Source organism: Asanoa sp. NPDC050611 (genome assembly GCF_040654855.1).
GTDB lineage: Bacteria > Actinomycetota > Actinomycetes > Mycobacteriales > Micromonosporaceae > Asanoa.
This window is the reverse complement of record NZ_JBFAIU010000020.1, coordinates 1-16,976: the sequence shown is the minus strand read 5'-3', so window position 1 is coordinate 16,976 and position 16,976 is coordinate 1. Positions and strand designations below refer to the sequence as shown.

Below are 16,976 nucleotides of genomic sequence, written 5' to 3'. Positions count from 1 at the left end.
CCCGCTGATCAAGGGGACAAGGAGCAGCCGCATGGAGGATGCCGTCGCCCGCGCGCGGGAACTGGTTGTGCTCGGGGAGTTCGAGCCCGCCGTCGCGCTGCTGCGCGATCATCTCGCAGCGCATCCGGAGGACGGTGTGGCCTGGCGCCGGCTCACCGGCGCCTTGATCGGGCTCCACGACGACGCCGCCGCGGTCGATGCGGCCGATCGTGCCATCGAGGTCGATTCCAGGGACGCGGTGGCCTACCGCTACCGCGCGCTGGCTCTGCACCTACTGGCAAGGGATGAGGAATCGTATGCCGACGCGAAGCGCGCGGTGGAGCTCGCACCCGATGATCACGAGGCACTGAGCCTGCTGGCCCGCAACGTCCTCGCGGTCGATCGCGACCCGGCGCGGTTCACGGAGCTGATCCGGCGGGCGCTCACCGTCAATCCAGCGAGCGCACCTGCGCGGGCCGCGGTCAGGGACCATCGGCGGCTCCAGCGCCGCACCATGATGATCGCGGTCAACCTTGCGGCGTTCCCGGTCGTGGTCGTGCTGCTCTTCGGGTGGTTCGCAGTGGACACCGGCCGGTCGAGCGACGCTCGTTGGATGATCTGGCCCGCCCTGGTCGCCCTGGCCGTCACGGTTGTCGCCGGCCGGCTCACTGGTTCGGCAGGACGACTGCTCCCGCTTACGTTGACCCAGGTGTCCGCGGCGACGATCGCCGCTGGAGTCATCGCGGCCGGTGCGGTGGCCGGCACCACACGAGCGATCCCGGCGGCAGCCACCCTTGGCGTGATCTCCGCCGCGTTGTCGGCCCTCGTCGGAGTCCCCATCTGGCTTCGCGGGCGCGGAGGCGCATCAGCAGCACCGCCAACCGGCGGTAGCTCGCGCAGCCAACTGCGTCACGCGGACCCCGGGACCTGAGGTCCGCCGGAAACGGTTCAGGACACTCTGGCGACCAGGAGCATCGGGTCAATCGGAGGCAGCGCTCGGGGAAGTCTGCCGCTGTACGAAGAGGTCCGCCTCCAACAACCGGCCCGAAAGCCGACCCGCCTCGTGAATCTCATCGGCAGTCATTCGTGGCACGACCGCGTGTGCTTCGTGGATGCCGTCGCCGCTGCCGACGTTCAGCATGGCGAGGTACCACCGAAGTGCCTGCACAAGGTCGACCGGTCCGCCGAATCCATCGCGGTACCAGCAAGCCGCTGCGAACATGCTGCCCTTGTCGCCGGCCTCGGCGCCGCGCACGTACCACTGCAGCGCCTCCTCGTCGAGGTCACGCTCGCTGAGCCGGTCACCCAGCCGTGGATACGCCTCAGTGACCCCGGCCTCAGCCGCCTGGCGTAGCCAGCGCACTGCCTCGTCAGACCCACCGGACAGCACACCCAGGTTGAACGCGGCGAATGCGTCCCCTGCCTCGGCTGCGGACTGACAGAGAGCGGTCGCCCGAGCATGGTCCTTTGTCGTGCCGATGCCGTGCTGGACCAGATACGCGAGCGTCCGCTGGGCGACCGGATCCCCGTCATTCGCCGATGCGGCCAGCAGCTTCACCCCTCCGGCCGCATCTTCGAGATGGAAGGCACGGATCACGCCGAGCATCGTGCGCGCCCGGCGGTCCACCGCAGCCGGCATGCGCAGCTTCGGCGCGAGCAGAACCAGTTCCCGCTCGGCCATCTCGATGCCCGCCTTGGCGGCCTCCAGGTACCAGAACGCAGCCTCCGGCAGGTTTACCTTGTGGTACGCGAACAGGGTGCCCAGATCGTGCAGCGCCTGCGCCTCCCCAGCAGCGGCAGCCATTCGCCAGTGCCGCTCCGCCTCGCCCTAGTCCACGGGCACGCCCTGACCGGTGCCGTACATCAGGCCGACCATCCGAAGCGCAGGCACACTGCCCAGCTCGGCCGAACGCTGATACCACCGCAACGCCGCCGCCTGGTCCTGCGGCACCCCGCGGCCGGTGGCGTACAGCACCCCGAGGTTGTGAGCCGCCTCGGCGTTGCCCAGGTCGGCCGCGCGCTCGTACAGCCCGCGGGCCCTCACGGGATCTGCCGGCTCGCCGTGTCCGCTGCTGGCTAACTGGCCCAGCAACAGCAACGCCCGGCCGTCGGACCCGGCCAGCTCCAACTGCTCACGAGCCTCCTCGAAGGCCCCACGCTGCACAGCGAGCACTCCACGGTCGTACGGCTGCAGCGTCACGCGGGCAGTCTAGAGACGTGTGACAGCCCTGCGTCGTAACGCATCCGGGCAAGCGGACGGCTGCTGGGTGCCGGTAGCGGCGGGGCTGGAAGCGGTACAGGACCGGCCCTCTGGATGAGGAGACCGGCCCTGAGCTCGTGTCTTACCTGGTCGGGGTGGCCGGATTTGAACCGACGACCTCTTCGTCCCGAACGAAGCGCGCTACCAAACTGCGCCACACCCCGAGCGTGCCGAGCAATACTAGCCCACCGCCCACCCGGGTCAAATTCGGTATGCCGCCTCAGCGGGGGATGAGCGTGAGCAGTGTCGCTTCCGGGCGGCAGGCGAACCGGATCGGGGCCGTCGGGTGCGTGCCCAGGCCCGCCGAGACGTGCAGCCATGCGCTGCTGCCCGGCCAGTGGTGCAGGCCGCGGGCCATCGAGCGCGGCAACCCGCAGTTGGTCACCAGCGCGCCGACGAACGGGACGCAGACCTGGCCGCCGTGGGTGTGGCCCGCCAGCAGCAGGTCGAAGCCGTCCGTGGCCATCGCGTCCAGGACCCGTGGCTCCGGCGTGTGGGTCAGGGCCAGCCGCAGGTCCGCGGCCGGTGAGGCCGGGCCCGCCACCGACGGGTAGTCGTCGCGCTCCACGTGCGGGTCGTCGACGCCCACCAGCTCGACCAGGCGACCACCGGCCTTGAGCGTGGTGCGGGCGTTGTTCAGGTCCGCCCAGCCCGCGCCGACCAGGACCTCGCGCAGCTCCTCGCTCGGCAGCTCCACGCCCTGGACGTACTCGCGGTCCTTGTCGAAGTAGGTGAACGGGTTCTTGAACACCGGGCCGCGGTAGTCGTTGGAGCCGAACACGAACGCGCCGGGTACGTCGAGGAGCGGCTGCAGGGCCCGCATCACCCCCGGCACGGCGGCCGGGTTGGCCATGTTGTCTCCGGTGACGACGACCAGGTCCGGGTCGGTGCCGGCCAGCGCGGCCACCCACCGCTGCTTGCGCCGCTGGTCCGGCATCATATGCAGGTCCGAGAGGTGGAGGATGCGCAGCGGTTCGGCGTCCGTCGCCAGCACCGGCACCTCGTACCGCCGGAGAGTGAACAGGTTGCGTTCGACCAGCGCGGCGTACGCGAAGGTCGCCGCGCCCGCCGCCGCCGTGCCGGCTGCCAGCCGGTATACCGTGCGCTTTCGCATGGCCACCAGGGTAGTTTGTGGCTTCATGAGCACGCTGAAGGACGTCCTCACCACCGACATGCGGGCGGCGCTCAAGGCCCGCGACGAGATGACGACGTCGACGCTGCGGATGGCGCTGGCCGCGATCGGCAACGCCGAGGTGGCCGGCAAGGAGAAGCGCGAGCTGACCGACGACGAGATCCTCGCCGTGCTCACCCGCGAGGCCAAGAAGCGCCGGGAGGCCGCGACCGCGTTCGCCGACGCCGGGCGGTCCGAGCAGGCCGCCAAGGAGACCGCGGAGGGCGAGGTTCTCGACCGGTACCTGCCCAAGCAGCTCTCCGACGAGGAGCTGGCCCAGGTGGTCACCGAGGCACTCCAAGCGGGCGGATTCAGCGGCAAGGCCCAGATGGGTCCGGCGATGAAGGCCGCCCAGGGTGCCGTCGCCGGTCGGGCCGAGGGTGGCCGGGTGGCTGCCGAGGTGCGCCGCCAGCTCGGTTAACGCGACAGCGTCGGCCCGTCGAGGGCGTCGGGACCACGACCCGCCACGCAACGGTACGTGCGGTCGCCGGCGTCCAGGGCCGCCGGGGTGGGCGGGAGCACGTCAAAAGTCCAGCCCTGCGGGTTCATCAGCAGCGTCACCGCCGCGAAGGTGGACGGGCCGCAGAGCCGGGCGACCTCCGGGTCGGCGCGCAGGGTCCGCTGGTCAACCGTCGTCAGCGACGCCGGCACCGTGCCGACCGCGAACGTCTCCCACGTGTGCGTCCCGGCGCAGTCGACCTGCCGGGAGTCGCTGCCGTAGCACTCGATGTCCCCGGGGCAGCGCCCGGCGGCCGGCAGGACCAGGCAGCCGTTCAGCGGCTGGCTGCCGAGCGTCGCGCTCTGGGTCGGCTCCGGGGTGCTGGGCAGGCCGACCGGGTCGGTGTCCGGCCGCCCGGCGGCGTACCACGTGGTCAGGCCGCCGATCGCGAGCAGCGCGACCATCCCCAGCCCGCCCAGCCACCAGCGGCGGCGACTGCGCCGGCTCCTACCCGGCACCGTCGGATGCTCGGCGGGCCCCGGGGGCGGCTCCGGCGGGGTGTAGGACCGCGACACGTAGACGGACGGGCCGCCGGACACCGGCGCGCCGGAGATCGGTGCCCCGGAGACCGGGCGCGCGGGCCCGAAGCTGTCCATCGGCACGGCGGCCAGCCGGTCCCGCAGCTCCTCCGCCGAGGGCCGGGCCGCGGGATCGTTGGCCATGCCCCGGCGCAGCAGCTCCAGGTAGGCGGGCGGGACGCCCGGCAGGTCGGGGATCCGCTCGGTGAACATCTCCATGAGCGTGACCAGGCTCGGGTCCCGGTCTTCGCGCCAGCGCGGCGGCTTGCCCCGCATGATCGCGTAGAGGGTGGCGCAGAGGGCGTACACGTCGACCGCGGGTGACGGCTCGCTGTGCCGGAACATCTCGGGCGCGGCGTACGCCGGGGTCAGCACCTCCAGCGTCACGGACGAGTCGCGTACCTCGGCGAGCACGGCCAGGCCGAAGTCGGCGAGGGCCGGCTCGTTGAACCGCGAGTAGAGGATGTTGGCGGGCTTGACGTCACGGTGCAGCACGCCGAGCTGGTGAGCGTCGGCCAGCGCGTCGGCGATCTTCACGCCGACGTCGCGGGACTCGGCCGCCGACAGCGGGGAGCTCTTCATCCGTTCGGCGTACGAGCCGTCGCAGAGCTCCATGATCAGATAGGGGTGGCGGTCGGCGGTGACGCCGGCGTCGAAGAGGTCGACCACGTGCGGGTGTGACGACATGCGGCCGGCGGCGCGCGCCTCGCGGAGGAAGCGGCGTTGGTCGCGCTCGGTGTCGAGCGTGCGATTTTCGACCTTGACGGCCACCTCGCGGCCGACCGACGCCTGCGTCGCGCGGTAGACGGTCGCGTAGCCGCCGCGGGCGAACACCGACAAATCGGTCAATCCGGGCACAACTGGCAGGGGGAGTGCGCCAGGTGATGTGCCGTTCACGGGTTAGAAGGTACCGAAGTCCGCCCCTTTCGTTCGAACCACAATGCGACACCCGTGGCAACCGCGCCGAGTCCTTCCCACAGCGCGACGCCGAAGAACCGGCCCGGTGCGGCGTCGGTGACCACCAGGATCGTGAACACCGTGAAGGTCACGAGCCGGAACACGACAGTGAACAGGTAGAACGGCCGCCATTCGGTGGCGACCGCGACCAGGTAGTAGACGCCCATGTTCAGCGACGCCATCGACGACGCCGCCATGAACGTCTTCGTGTAGTCACCTGGTGGGCGGGTCGCGAGCACCTCGAAACCCAGGCTCTTCAGCAAGGTGTCCGGGCTGACCAGGCCGACCACGCCCATGATGATCGCGAGCACGCCGAAGACGGCCATGGTCCAACCGGCCGGAGAGCGAGGAAGCCTCATATTTGAAGATCCAAGCATCTCCACACATGATGATCAACGAGCCGTCAGTACGACTTCTCCTGACCGAGTACGTGTTGCGAAACGAAGTTGAGGATCATCTCCCGGCTGACCGGTGCGATCCGGCCCGCGCGCACGGCACCGAGCAGCGTGGCCACGCCGTACTCGGTGGTCATCCCATTGCCGCCGTGCACCTGGATCGCCGTGTCGACCGCCAGGGCCGCGGCGTCGGCGGTCGCGTACTTGGCCATGTTGGCCGCCACGCCCGCTTCCAGGTCCCGGCCCGCGTCGTAGAGTGCGGCCGCCTTGTAGACCATCAGCTTGGCCAGTTCCACCTGGATCGCCGCGTGTGCCAGCGGGTGCGCGACGCCCTGGTGCGTCCCGATCGGCCGGCCCCAGACCTGGCGGGTCGCCGCGTATTTCGAGGCCCGCTCCAGCGCGTAGCGGCCGGTGCCGGCGCTCATCGCCGCCACCGTGATCCGCTCCGGGTTGAGCCCCGCGAACAGCGCCGGCAGCCCGGCATCGGCCGACCCACCGACGAGGGCGGAAGCCGGCAGCCGGACGTCGTCGAGGTAGAGCAGGAACTGCTTCTCCGGCGACACGATCTCCATGTCGAGCTGTGACTTCGTGAGGCCGGCCGCGTCGGTGGGCACGAGGAACAGCGCGGGCATCAGCCGCCCGGTCGCGGCGTCCTGGGTGCGGGCCACCACGAGCACGTAGTCCGCGTGGTCGACGCCGGAGATGAAGCACTTGCGGCCGTTGATCACCCAGTCGTCGCCGTCGCGGCGCGCGACCGTGCCGAGCCGGTGGAAGTTGGTGCCCGCCTCCGGCTCGGTGATCGCGAACGCGATGAGCAGCGTGCCGTCGGCCAGCCGGGGCAGGAACTCGGTGCGCTGGTCCTCGGTGCCGTGCTTGGCGATGATCGTCGCCACGATCGCCGGTGAGACCACCAGCAGGAGCAGCGGCGAGCCGGTCGCCGACAGCTCCTCGCAGACGATGGTCAGCTCGGTGATGCCGCCGCCACCACCGCCGTACTCCGCCGGGATGCTGACGCCGAGGTAGCCGAGCTTGCCGGCCTCGGCCCACAGCTCGGTCGTGTGCTCACCGGTCTTGGCCTTGCCGATGAAGTACTCGTGGCCGTAGCGGCGGCCGAGGGCCGACACGGCGTCGCGCAGGTCGCTCTGCTCGGGGGTCAGGTCGAAGTTCATGAGGGGTGGCCTCCGACTCTCTCGGTTGTTATTCGGGACTGAGGACCGCCAGCACGGCACCGGTCTCCACCTGCGAGCCGGGGCCGACCGGCAGCGCGGCGACGTAGCCGGCGGATGGCGCGTACACGGGGTGCTCGAGCTTCATGGCCTCGAGCGTCATCAGCAGCTCGCCGGGGCGGACCCGCTGGCCCGGCACCACCATGACCCGGCTGACGTGCCCGGGCAGCGGCGCGACCAACGAGCCCTCGGCGAGCTGGGCGGACGGGAGCGGGAACCGGGGCAGCTCGTGCAGGGCGACCGAGCCCTCCGGACTGTCGACGTAGGACACCTCGCCGACCCGGCGGACCGTGAACATCAGGCGGATGCCGTTGACGTCGAGCGCGACCGCCTCCGGCGTGGCGGAGACGACCTGCGCCGGCGGGTGGTCGTCGGTGGCCGGCGGCTGGCCGAGCCCGCCCAGGTCCGGGTCGTCTGGATTGACGGCGCGGACCCACCAGTTGACGAGGTCGCCGGAGCGGTCCAGCCGGTAGCCGACCTCGACCGGGCCGGCCGGGCCGTCGTACACCGTGGTCTGTGATCGGGACGGGACGTTGCGCCAACCGGACGGCAGCGTGCCGAGCACGGCGGCGCCGCCATGCCGTTCGGCGGCTCCGGCCAGCGCGGCCGCCAGGCAGGACACCCGGACCGCGTCGACCGACGAGAGCAGCGGCGCGAACACCTCGGGGTGCCGCTCGAGGAACGCGGTGTCGGTGTCGCCGGCGCGATAGGACGGGTGCCGCAGCGTACGCACGAGCAGGTCGCGGTTGGTCGTCACGCCATGGATCTCGGCGCGGGCCAGCGCGCCCGCGAGCAGCCGGGCGGCGTCGGCCCGGGTCGGACCCCAGGCGATCAGCTTGGCCACCATCGAGTCGTAGTGCACGCCGACCACGGAGCCGTCCCGCACGCCGGGGTCGAGCCGCAGCCCGGGCACGGCGAGCGGCTTGAACTCGCCGGCGACGGCGGGGATGTGGAACCGGTGCATGGTGCCCGTGGACGGCAGCCAGTTCGCGGCCGGGTCCTCGGCGCAGAGCCGCACCTCGATCGCGTGCCCGCGCATCGGCGGCGGCGCGTTCAGCGGCAGCGGGTTGCCCTCGGCCACGGACAGCTGCAGCTGGACCAGGTCGAACCCCGTGATCATCTCGGTGACGGCGTGCTCGACCTGCAGCCGGGTGTTCATCTCCAGGAAGTAGAAGCCGCCGCCGACGGTGTCCACCAGGAACTCGACGGTGCCGGCGCCGACGTAGCCGACCGCCCTGGCCGCGGCCACCGCCGCCGTGCACAGCTGCTCGCGCAGCTGCGCCGTGACGACCGGCGAGGGCGCCTCCTCGAGGATCTTCTGGTAGCGGCGCTGGATGGAGCACTCGCGCTCGCCGAACGGCACGACGGTGCCGTGGTTGTCGGCGAAGACCTGCACCTCGATGTGCCGGGCGCTCTCGACGTAGCGTTCCAGGAAGACCGTGCCGTCGCCGAACGCCAGGGCGGCTTCGCGCCGCGCGGACGCGATCGCGTCGGGCAGCGACTCGCGGTCGTGCACGATCCGCATGCCCCGGCCGCCGCCACCGGCCGACGCCTTGACCAGCACCGGGAACTCGGTGACCCGGTCGGGGTCGAACCAGGTCGGCAGCATCGGGATGCCGGCGTCGGCCAGCAGCTGCTTGGCCTCGATCTTCGAGCCCATCGTGGCGATCACCTTCGCCGGCGGCCCGACCCAGGTGAGCCCCGAGTCCGTGACCGTGGCGGCGAAGTCGGCGTTCTCCGACAGGAACCCGTACCCGGGATGGATCGCGTCGGCCCCGGTCTTGCGCGCGGCGCCGACCATCAGGTCGCCGCGCAGGTACGTCGCGGTCGGCGCGTTGCCGGGCAGGTGCACGGCGTAGTCCGCCTCGGCCACGTGCGGCGAGTCGGCGTCGGCATCGGAGTAGACGGCGACCGTCTCGATGCCGACCAGCCGGCACGAGGCGAAGATCCGGCGGGCGATCTCACCCCGGTTGGCCACCAGCAGTCTGCGGATCATGGGAGCCTCACATCCGGAAGACGCCGAAGCCCTCGGCGCCCTTGATCGGTGCATTGTGGATAGCCGACAGGCACAGCCCGAGGACGGTGCGGGTGTCGCGTGGGTCGATGATCCCGTCGTCGTAGAGCCGGCCGGACAGGAAAAGCGCCGTCGACTGGCTCTCGATCTGCTGCTCGACCATCATGCGCATGGCCTGGTCGGAGTCCTCGTCGTAGTGCTGGCCCTTGGCCTCGGCGGCCTGCCGCGCCACGATCGAGAGCACGCCGGCGAGCTGGGTCGGGCCCATCACGGCGGACTTCGCGTTCGGCCACGTGAACAGGAACCGGGGGTCGTAGGCGCGGCCGCACATGCCGTAGTTGCCGGCGCCGTACGAGGCGCCCAGGTTGATCGTGATGTGCGGGACCCGCGAGTTGGACACCGCGTTGATCATCAGGGCGCCGTGCTTGATGATGCCGCGCTGCTCGTACTCGGCGCCGACCATGTAGCCCGTGGTGTTCTGCAGGAACAGCAGCGGCGTGTCGCTCGCGTTGGCGAGCTGGATGAACTGGGCCGCCTTCTGCGACTCCTCGGAGAACAGCACCCCGCGGGCGTTGGCCAGCACGCCGACCGGGTAGCCGTGCAGCTCGCCCCAGCCCGTCACCAGCGCGGCGCCGTAGCCGGGCTTGAACTCGTCGAACTCGCTGCCGTCGAGGACGCGGGCCAGGACCTCGCGGGGGTCGAACGGGTTCCGCTGGTCCGCGGAGGCGATGGCCAGGAGGTCCTCGACGTCGTACTTCGGGTTCGCCGGGTTCGAGGTGCGTGGCCCGGGACCCTGCTTGCGCCAGTTGAGCCGCCGGATCACCTGGCGGGCCAGGCGCAGGCCGTCGCGCTCGTCCTCGGCGAGGTAGTCGGCGAGCCCGCTCGTGCCCGCGTGCATGGCGGCGCCACCGAGCGACTCGTCGTCGGTGACCTCGCCGGTGGCCATCCGGACCAGCGGCGGGCCGGCCAGGAACACCTTCGCCTGGTGCCGGACCATGATCGTGTAGTCGGACATCCCGGGCACGTAGGCGCCGCCGGCCGTCGCGTTGCCGAAGACGACCGAGATCGTCGGGATGCCGGCCGCGGACAGCCGGGTGAGGTCGCGGAAGATGCCGCCGCCCGGTATGAAGATCTCCGCCTGGGTGGGCAGGTCGGCGCCGCCGGACTCGACCAGGTTGACCAGTGGCAACCGGTTCGCCAGGGCGATCTCGCCGGCCCGTTGGGTCTTCTTCAGGGCGTACGGGTTGATCGCCCCACCGCGCACGGTCGGGTCGTTGGCGACGATCACGCACTCGACGCCCTCGATCACACCGATGCCGCTGACCACGCTCGCGCCGACCGGGAAGTCGGTGCCCCACGCCGCCGTCGGCGACAGCTCCAGGAACGGGGCGTCCTGGTCCAGCAGCAGCTCGATCCGCTCGCGGGGGAGCAGCTTGCCGCGGGCGTGGTGGCGGGACACGTACTTCTCGCCGCCGCCGGCCCGCGCGTCATCCAGCGCGTCCTCGTACTCGTGGAGGCGCTCCAGCATCGCCGAGCGGTTCTCCAGGTAGGACGGGTTGCGCGGGTCGACCGCGGTCTCCATGACAGTCACGCGCACCCCTCACAGACGTCCTTGGCCATTGCCACCTCCGTAACGAGCGTCTCGGTGGGGGCGACACGCTTGACGCACGTCACGCTGGACCCAGCAAGGTCGCGGGGACCTCGGCGACCCTGGCCCGGAACAGCTCGCCGAGCGCCTTGGCCTGCGGGTCGAACCGGGTGGACGCGGCGACCCCGGCGCCGAGCAGGCCGCGGATCACGAAGTTGACCGCGCGCAGGTTGGGCAGCTCGTGCCGCTCGACGGTCAACGGCGCCGTCTCCGGGAGCAACTCCTTGAGTCGCTCCTCGGTCAGCCAGCCGAGCAGCCAGTCGGCGGCCGCGTCGGTGCGGGCCCAGACGCCGAGGTTAGCGTCGCCGCCCTTGTCGCCGGAGCGGGCGCCGAGCAGAGTCCCGAGCTTCGCCTTCGTGGGCGCGCCGTGCTCCGCCGGCGTCGACTGCTGTCGGGGGCTGCCCTGGTAGGTGGCCGTCCGGATCGGCGGGCGGATCGTGACGCGCTTGCCGTCGGGCAGCACGGCCGTGTGGTTGACCCCGTCCTGCGGGACCGTGTCCGCGGTGAACACCCCGAACGGGGTGGCGTCACCCGGCGGGGTGGTCAACGTGCAACCCGGGTAGGAGGCCAGGGCCAGCTCCACCGCGGCGGCCGAGAACGCCCGCCCGGCCCGCTTCGGGTCCTGGTCCTTCAGGTGTACGTGCAGCAGCGCGCTGGCCGCCTCGGTGTCGACCGCGTCGGGGTGGTCGGTGCGGGCCAGCGTGAACTCCAGGCCCTCCTTGCCGACCGCGTCCTCGATCTGCGCCCGCACCAGGGCCGCCTTGGCCTCGATGTCGAGCCCACAGAGGACGAAGGTCATCGCGTTGCGGAAGCCGCCGAGGTTGGCCACGCCGACCTTCAGCGTCGGTGGCGGCGGGGTGCCCTTGACGCCGGTGATCGCGACCCGGTCGGGGCCCTGTTGGCGCAGGACGGCCGTGTCCAGCCGGGTGACGACGTCAGGCCCGAGGTAGGCGGGTGCGTCGATCTCGTAGAGCAGTTGCGCCGTGACCGTCTCGACCGTGACCGCGCCGCCGGTGCCGGGGTGTTTGGTGATCACACAGCTGCCGTCCGCGGCGACCTCCGCGATCGGGAAGCCGGGGCGGTGGGCACCGTCGGGCAGCTCGGTGAAGAAGCTGAAGTTGCCCCCGGTTGCCTGTGCGCCGCACTCGATCACGTGGCCCGCCACGGTCGCGCCGGCCAGCGCGTCGAAGTCGTCGCGGGACCAGCCGTAGTGCGCGGCGGCCGGGCCGACGACCAGGGCCGCGTCGGTGACCCGGCCGGTGACCACGATGTCGGCACCGGCGTCGAGGCAGGCGGCGATGCCGAACGCGCCGAGGTAGGCGTTGGCCGTCAGCGCGTCGGGGCGCAGGAGGGCGTCGCCTTCGACGTACGCGATGCGCGGGTTGAGGCCGTTGTCCTGTGCCAGCGTCGCGATCGCCTGGGCCAGGCCCGCCGGGTGCAGGCCGCCGGCGTTGGTGACCAGCTTGACGCCCTTGTCGAGCGCGGTGCCGAGGGTGGATTCGAGCTGGCGGAGGAAGGTGCGGGCGTAGCCGAGCGCGGGGTCGCGGGCCCGGTCGCGGCCGAGGATCAGCATCGTCAGCTCGGCCAGGTAGTCGCCGGTCAGCACGTCGAGGTCGCCGCCGTCGAGCATCTCGCGCCAGGCGGAGAAGCGGTCGCCGTAGAAGCCGGAGGCGTTGCCGATGCGGATCATTTCGTCGCCTCCCGCTTGACACCGGGCGGGCCGGCGAAGGCCTGCGCGACCTGGAGCCACTCCGTCGCGACCGGGCCGGTGGCGACCAGTGCGAGGTCGGCGGGGTTGCGGCGCTGGGTGACCAGCAGGCAGAAGTCGAGGGCGGGGCCGGTCAGGCGGTCGGTCGCCGTCTCGGGTCCGAACGCCCACTCGCTGCCGTCCGGGGCGGCGAGCTCGACCCGGACCTGCGCCTGCGGTGCGGGCCGGCCGTGTGCGAGGAACGAGTGGCCGAGGGTACGCACGCCGAGGAAGGCGATGTGCCGCAGGCGGTCGGTGGGTGTGCTGGTGACGCCGAGAGCCGTGGCGATGTCGAGGCCGTGTGCCCACGTCTCCATCAGCCGGGCCGTGACCATCGACTGTGGTGTGAGCAGGTTGCCGAACCACGGGATCCGCTTGCCCGGCGGCGCGGACCGCAACGCCTCGACCAGCTCCTTGTGGCCGTCGAGCCAGCGTTGCCGCAACTCGTCGGGCGGGGCCAGATAACCCTCGGCACCCTTGTCGACGATGTGGTCCGGGTCGTCGGCGAGCGGCGCCAGCAACGCGACGAACTGGGCTTCGTCGGTCGTGGCGAGCAGCGCCGCACGGTCCGTCCAGGCCAGGTGGGCGATCTGGTGTGCGACGGTCCAGCCGGGGCTCGGGGTCGGCCGCGCCCAGTCCGCTTCGGGCCGGTGGGCGAGCATGGCGTCGACCTCGGCGGTCTCGGCGTCGAGATCGGTGAGCAGGACGGCTAGCTCGACCACGTGGGCCTCCTTCAGGCGCGGATCACGGCGGCGAGGTGGCGCTTCCACTCGCGCAGCAGGGTGGCGCGGCGGGCCGCGTCGTCGGAGAGCAGGTTCGCCACGCCCAGGCCGCGCATGAGGTCGAGGGTGGCCTGGATCGACTCGCGTACGCCGGGACGGCGCTCGTCGGCGCCGAGCAGCTCGACGGTGAGCCGGTGCAGCTCGCGACCGACCCGGGCCTCCACGGGCACGAGCGCGGTGCGCAGCTCGGGGTCGGTGCGGGCGGCGATCCAGACTTCGAGGGCGGCGGCGTAGAGCGGGCCGGTGAACGCCACGGCCAGCATGTCCACGACACGGTCGACCCTGGGTGCGCCGGTCGGCAGGCTGGCCGCCTCGGCCCGGATCTCCGCGGCGCGGCGGTCGGCGAGGTGCTCGACGGCGGCCATCACCAGTGCGGCCTTGGTGGGGTAGTGGTGCAGCTGGGCGCCGCGGGAGACGCCGGCGCGCTCGGCGATCACCGTCGTGGTGGTGCCGGCCCAGCCCAGCTCGACCAGGCTGTCGACGGCCGCGTCGAGGAGGCGGGCCTGGGTGGCCCGACTGCGCTCCTGCTGCGGGGTCCGCATTTCCTGAGCATGGCGGCGCCGAAACAAACAGTCAAGCCTGCTTGTTTCTGTGGTTCTTATGCGTCTCGTGGGGTGATCTTGCCGGCCTTGTCGAACCTGGCTCCCGTACGCGGGAAGTCCTTGTTGCTCAGATCTTTGATCATGGCCAAGCTGTCACCGTCAGGGTCCGTGACCGGCTTGCCCGCGCCGTTCATCGCCGTGGAGACCAGGGTGCCGCCGACCCACGTGCCGTCCTTGGTCAGCTCGACCTTGAGCACCGCGCCGAGCCCCAGCGGCCCGTCGTTGCGGAGCGTGCCGCCGCCACCGGCGAAGTTGCCGAGGCTGTAGGCGATCAACCGGCCCTTGTAGAACTCCATCGCGCGCAGGACGTGCGGCCCGTGGCCGACGATCAGGTCGGCGCCAGCGTCGATCATGGAGTGGGCGAACTTGATCGGGTCGCCGCGGTTCTCGCCGAGGAACATCTCGGTGCCGGGCTTCACCCGGGTCTTGCCCGAGCCCTCCGCGCCCATGTGCACCTGCACCACGACCAGGTCCGCCTGCTTCGCGGCCTTGGCGATCAGCGCCTTGCCGGCGGCGATGTCGACGAGGTTGTTGTTCCAGGGGTACGAGGAGAAGCCGACGACCGCGACCTTGACACCCTCGACGTCGACCACGGTGATCTGGTCGACCGCGCCGGTGTGTTCGAGGCCGTACTTCTCCAGCGCGTCCTGTGTGTTCCGATAGCCGTCCGGGCCGTAGTCGTTGCCGTGGTTGTTGGCCTGGTTGAGCAACTCGAAGCCGGCGTCCTTGAGGTGCTTGGCGTAGCCCGGGGGTGCGCGGAACTGGTGGCAGCCGGTCGATTCGGGCCCGCACTTCGACCGGCCCGTGTCCTCGGTGAGCGGCTCCTCGAGGTTGCCCATCACCAGGTCGGCGGCGAGGTCGCGCTTGACGCCGTCGAAGAATCCCTTGCCGCCGCTGGACGGCAGGCTGCCCGGAGCGTTGCCCATCACGATGTCGCCGGTGGCGGACAGCGAGATGGCGTCCTCCTCCTCGGCCGTCTCCTCGGCGGGCGGTTGGGTTTCGCCCGGCGGCGACTGGGCCGGTGCGACCCAGACGGCGGGCTGGTCGCCGCCGTTGGCCACCGCCGCGGCGGCGGCGACCGCCACGCCCAACAGGGCCGCGACGGCGACACCGGCCACGATGGCCGGCCGCCAGGTGCGCTTCGTCGGCGTGTCGAGGGGGTACACGCCGCGCAACATACCGTCCGGGCGCTGGTCGTGGGTACCTCCGTGAGGCTGATGCGGCAGCGCTCCGTCAGCGCTCCGACCAGGGGATCTTGGGCCTGGCGCCGCCCTCCTTGACGGCGCGGTGGACGGCTCGGGCCGCGTGGGCTCCCCATTTGCTCAACGGACCGCCGTACGCCTCGGCCGGGCCGTCCTGTGGGCAAAGGACGGTGACCGCGTCGGTGGCGGTGCCGGTGGCGGCGAGGCCGAGTTCCCAGAGCGCCTGCGCCTTCGCTTCTGTGATGGTCATGACAGCGTTGACGAGGGCGGCATCGCTGAGCCGGACCGGCACGAAGGCGACGATGTTGATCGTCCCGGGGGTGTGCGTCTGCTGGCGGGGTATCTCGTGCGCCGCGGCGGCCAGGATGGGCCTACCGAGGCCGACGGTCGCCCACACCTCGACCGCACCATCCGTCGCGGCAACCCGTTCCGTCACGTCGACGCCCGTCAACAAGCCGACACCGGGCCCGTCGAGCGCCATCCCGCCGGCCAGTTCCGTTAGGTGCTCTTGCGGGTCATTCCGGGCGTACGACATGGGCACGGTCGCGTTGATGACCCATTCGCGGTCACCGATCCCGCCACCGAGCGGCCCCGAGCTGATCCCGCGCATCGGGGCGGGTAGGCGCCAGAGCAGCAGGGGGATACTTTCGCCGTCCTCCTGACGCGCGGTAAGAATGGGCTTGAACGGCACGCGCTGACGATAAGGCAGGTGGCCGCCGGGGGTCGCGCTTGATCACGATCCGGGGGTTGCCGGGCTGGTTCGCCGATGCGTACGCCTAGACTGACTGCGCGCGGTTTCCGCGCCATTCGTGGAACTGAGGTGCGCGATGGATGAGGTTCTGGCCCGTAGCGGCATCTTCCAGGGTGTCGACCCGGAGGCGGCCGAAGCGCTCGCCAAGGACATGGAGACCATCGAGGCCCGCAAGGGCGAGATCGTCTTCAACGAGGGCGAACCCGGCGACAGCCTTTACATCGTGCTGAGCGGGAAGATCAAAGTAGGGCGACGCGCGGCCGACGGCCGCCAGAACCTGATCGCGGTGATGGGCCCATCCGACATGGTCGGTGAGCTGTCACTGTTCGACCCGGGCCCACGCACGGCGACCGCCACGGCGGTCACCGACACACGCCTGGCCCGCCTCCGCAAGCAGGCGCTGCGGCCGTGGCTCAACAACCGGCCGGAGATCGCTGAGCAACTGCTGCGCGTGCTGGCGCGCCGGCTGCGACGTACCAACGATGCCCTGGCCGACCTGATCTTCACCGACGTCCCTGGCCGGGTGGCCAAGAACCTGCTGCAGATGGCGGGCCGCTTCGGCACCCGCGACGGTGGGGTGCTGCGGGTCACCCACGACCTGACGCAGGAAGAGATCGCGCAGCTGGTCGGTGCGTCGCGGGAGACCGTGAACAAGGCGCTGGCCGATTTCGCTTCGCGTGGCTGGCTGCGGCTGGACGGGAAGTCGATCATCATCCTTGACCCTGAGCGGTTGGCTCGGCGCGCTCGCGTTTGAGGCTTGGGCCTTTCGTCCCGACGATCGGTCGCTCCTTCGCGCGGGCTGATTGCGGCGGGCGTTTGGTTGCGGTCCAGGGCGGGGGAGAATGTTGTGCGCACCGACAGGTCGCAAAGAGCGCGCCCCTTATAGTCGGCGCGCACAACATCCTCCCCCGCCCTGACTCAGTTCGGCGTCGGTCTGGTCCGGTGGCGGCTCGGTGGGTCACAGTCCATTGGGTGAGGTCGCGTCTGGGTTGACTCGGCGCTGGTCCCGCTTCGAGGGCAACCGCGAGGCCCTCCTTCCGCCTCGCGCCTTCCGCCTCCGGCCTCGCGCCTTCCGCGTCCGGCCTCGCGCCTTCCGCGTCCGGCCTCGCGCCTTCCGCGTCCGGCCTCGCGCCTTCCGCCTCGGGCCTCGTGCCTTCCGCCTCGGGCCTCGTGCCTTCCGCCTCGGGCCTCGTGCCTTCCGCCTCGGGCCTCGTGCCTTCCGCCT

The 16,976-nt window shown here is 71.4% G+C and carries 16 protein-coding genes and 1 tRNA gene; 3 read left to right on the top strand and 14 right to left on the bottom strand.

The genetic code is table 11. The annotated features are described in order from the left end of the window. Positions 1-31 precede the first annotated feature (31 nt). On the top strand, positions 32-910 hold the full coding sequence (locus tag AB0H87_RS05590) for a hypothetical protein (RefSeq protein WP_360140130.1): 879 nt from the start codon (positions 32-34) through the stop codon (positions 908-910). Positions 911-958: 48 nt separating this feature from the next. On the opposite strand, the gene AB0H87_RS05585 is transcribed toward AB0H87_RS05590, so the two are convergent. The 4 genes from AB0H87_RS05585 to AB0H87_RS05570 form a co-directional block, all read right to left on the bottom strand. After that, complete coding sequence (locus AB0H87_RS05585) at positions 959-1,783, bottom strand: tetratricopeptide repeat protein (RefSeq protein WP_360140127.1); 825 nt, start codon at positions 1,781-1,783, stop codon at positions 959-961. A 24-nt stretch (positions 1,784-1,807) separates the two neighbouring features. Next, positions 1,808-2,179 (bottom strand): tetratricopeptide repeat protein, encoded by a 372-nt coding sequence (locus tag AB0H87_RS05580; protein WP_360140124.1) that lies wholly within the window; start codon positions 2,177-2,179, stop codon positions 1,808-1,810. 147 nt (positions 2,180-2,326) lie between these two features. Beyond that, positions 2,327-2,403 (bottom strand) — tRNA-Pro (locus AB0H87_RS05575). A 56-nt stretch (positions 2,404-2,459) separates the two neighbouring features. Continuing rightward, positions 2,460-3,353, bottom strand: coding sequence for a metallophosphoesterase (locus AB0H87_RS05570; RefSeq protein WP_360140121.1), 894 nt, complete (start codon positions 3,351-3,353; stop codon positions 2,460-2,462). Between the two features lie 25 nt (positions 3,354-3,378). Here AB0H87_RS05570 and AB0H87_RS05565 point away from each other — a divergent pair, with 25 nt between their 5' ends. After that, positions 3,379-3,831, top strand: a complete 453-nt coding sequence (locus AB0H87_RS05565; protein WP_360140118.1) for a GatB/YqeY domain-containing protein — start codon at positions 3,379-3,381, stop codon at positions 3,829-3,831. On the opposite strand, the gene AB0H87_RS05560 is transcribed toward AB0H87_RS05565, so the two are convergent. From AB0H87_RS05560 to AB0H87_RS05515, 10 genes are all read right to left on the bottom strand, one after another. Continuing rightward, positions 3,828-5,324 (bottom strand): protein kinase, encoded by a 1,497-nt coding sequence (locus tag AB0H87_RS05560; protein WP_360140115.1) that lies wholly within the window; start codon positions 5,322-5,324, stop codon positions 3,828-3,830. The genes AB0H87_RS05565 and AB0H87_RS05560 overlap by 4 nt on opposite strands. Then, positions 5,321-5,743 (bottom strand): hypothetical protein, encoded by a 423-nt coding sequence (locus AB0H87_RS05555; RefSeq protein ID WP_360140112.1) that lies wholly within the window; start codon positions 5,741-5,743, stop codon positions 5,321-5,323. Before AB0H87_RS05555 ends, AB0H87_RS05560 begins: the two co-directional genes overlap by 4 nt. 44 nt (positions 5,744-5,787) lie before the next feature. Further along, positions 5,788-6,948, bottom strand: coding sequence for an acyl-CoA dehydrogenase (locus AB0H87_RS05550; RefSeq protein WP_360140109.1), 1,161 nt, complete (start codon positions 6,946-6,948; stop codon positions 5,788-5,790). A 28-nt stretch (positions 6,949-6,976) separates the two neighbouring features. Continuing rightward, complete coding sequence (locus AB0H87_RS05545) at positions 6,977-9,001, bottom strand: biotin carboxylase N-terminal domain-containing protein (protein ID WP_360140106.1); 2,025 nt, start codon at positions 8,999-9,001, stop codon at positions 6,977-6,979. Between the two features lie 7 nt (positions 9,002-9,008). Next, the gene (locus AB0H87_RS05540; RefSeq protein WP_360140103.1) at positions 9,009-10,610 is read right to left on the bottom strand and encodes a carboxyl transferase domain-containing protein; all 1,602 of its coding nucleotides are present in this window, start codon (positions 10,608-10,610) and stop codon (positions 9,009-9,011) included. A 79-nt stretch (positions 10,611-10,689) separates the two neighbouring features. Next, positions 10,690-12,357: an acyclic terpene utilization AtuA family protein gene (locus AB0H87_RS05535; protein ID WP_360140100.1), complete on the bottom strand. Its 1,668-nt coding sequence runs from the start codon at positions 12,355-12,357 to the stop codon at positions 10,690-10,692. Continuing rightward, positions 12,354-13,136, bottom strand: coding sequence for a TIGR03084 family metal-binding protein (locus AB0H87_RS05530; RefSeq protein WP_360140097.1), 783 nt, complete (start codon positions 13,134-13,136; stop codon positions 12,354-12,356). Before AB0H87_RS05530 ends, AB0H87_RS05535 begins: the two co-directional genes overlap by 4 nt. Before the next feature lie 11 nt (positions 13,137-13,147). Beyond that, a complete protein-coding gene (locus AB0H87_RS05525) occupies positions 13,148-13,738 on the bottom strand; it encodes a TetR/AcrR family transcriptional regulator (RefSeq protein WP_360140094.1) in 591 nt (196 codons plus the stop codon). Between the two features lie 56 nt (positions 13,739-13,794). Beyond that, complete coding sequence (locus tag AB0H87_RS05520) at positions 13,795-14,964, bottom strand: CapA family protein (protein ID WP_360140091.1); 1,170 nt, start codon at positions 14,962-14,964, stop codon at positions 13,795-13,797. Between the two features lie 67 nt (positions 14,965-15,031). Continuing rightward, positions 15,032-15,691: an adenosylcobinamide amidohydrolase gene (locus AB0H87_RS05515; protein WP_360140088.1), complete on the bottom strand. Its 660-nt coding sequence runs from the start codon at positions 15,689-15,691 to the stop codon at positions 15,032-15,034. 136 nt (positions 15,692-15,827) lie between these two features. Here AB0H87_RS05515 and AB0H87_RS05510 point away from each other — a divergent pair, with 136 nt between their 5' ends. Continuing rightward, the gene (locus AB0H87_RS05510; protein ID WP_089254691.1) at positions 15,828-16,505 is read left to right on the top strand and encodes a Crp/Fnr family transcriptional regulator; all 678 of its coding nucleotides are present in this window, start codon (positions 15,828-15,830) and stop codon (positions 16,503-16,505) included. Positions 16,506-16,976 lie beyond the last annotated feature (471 nt).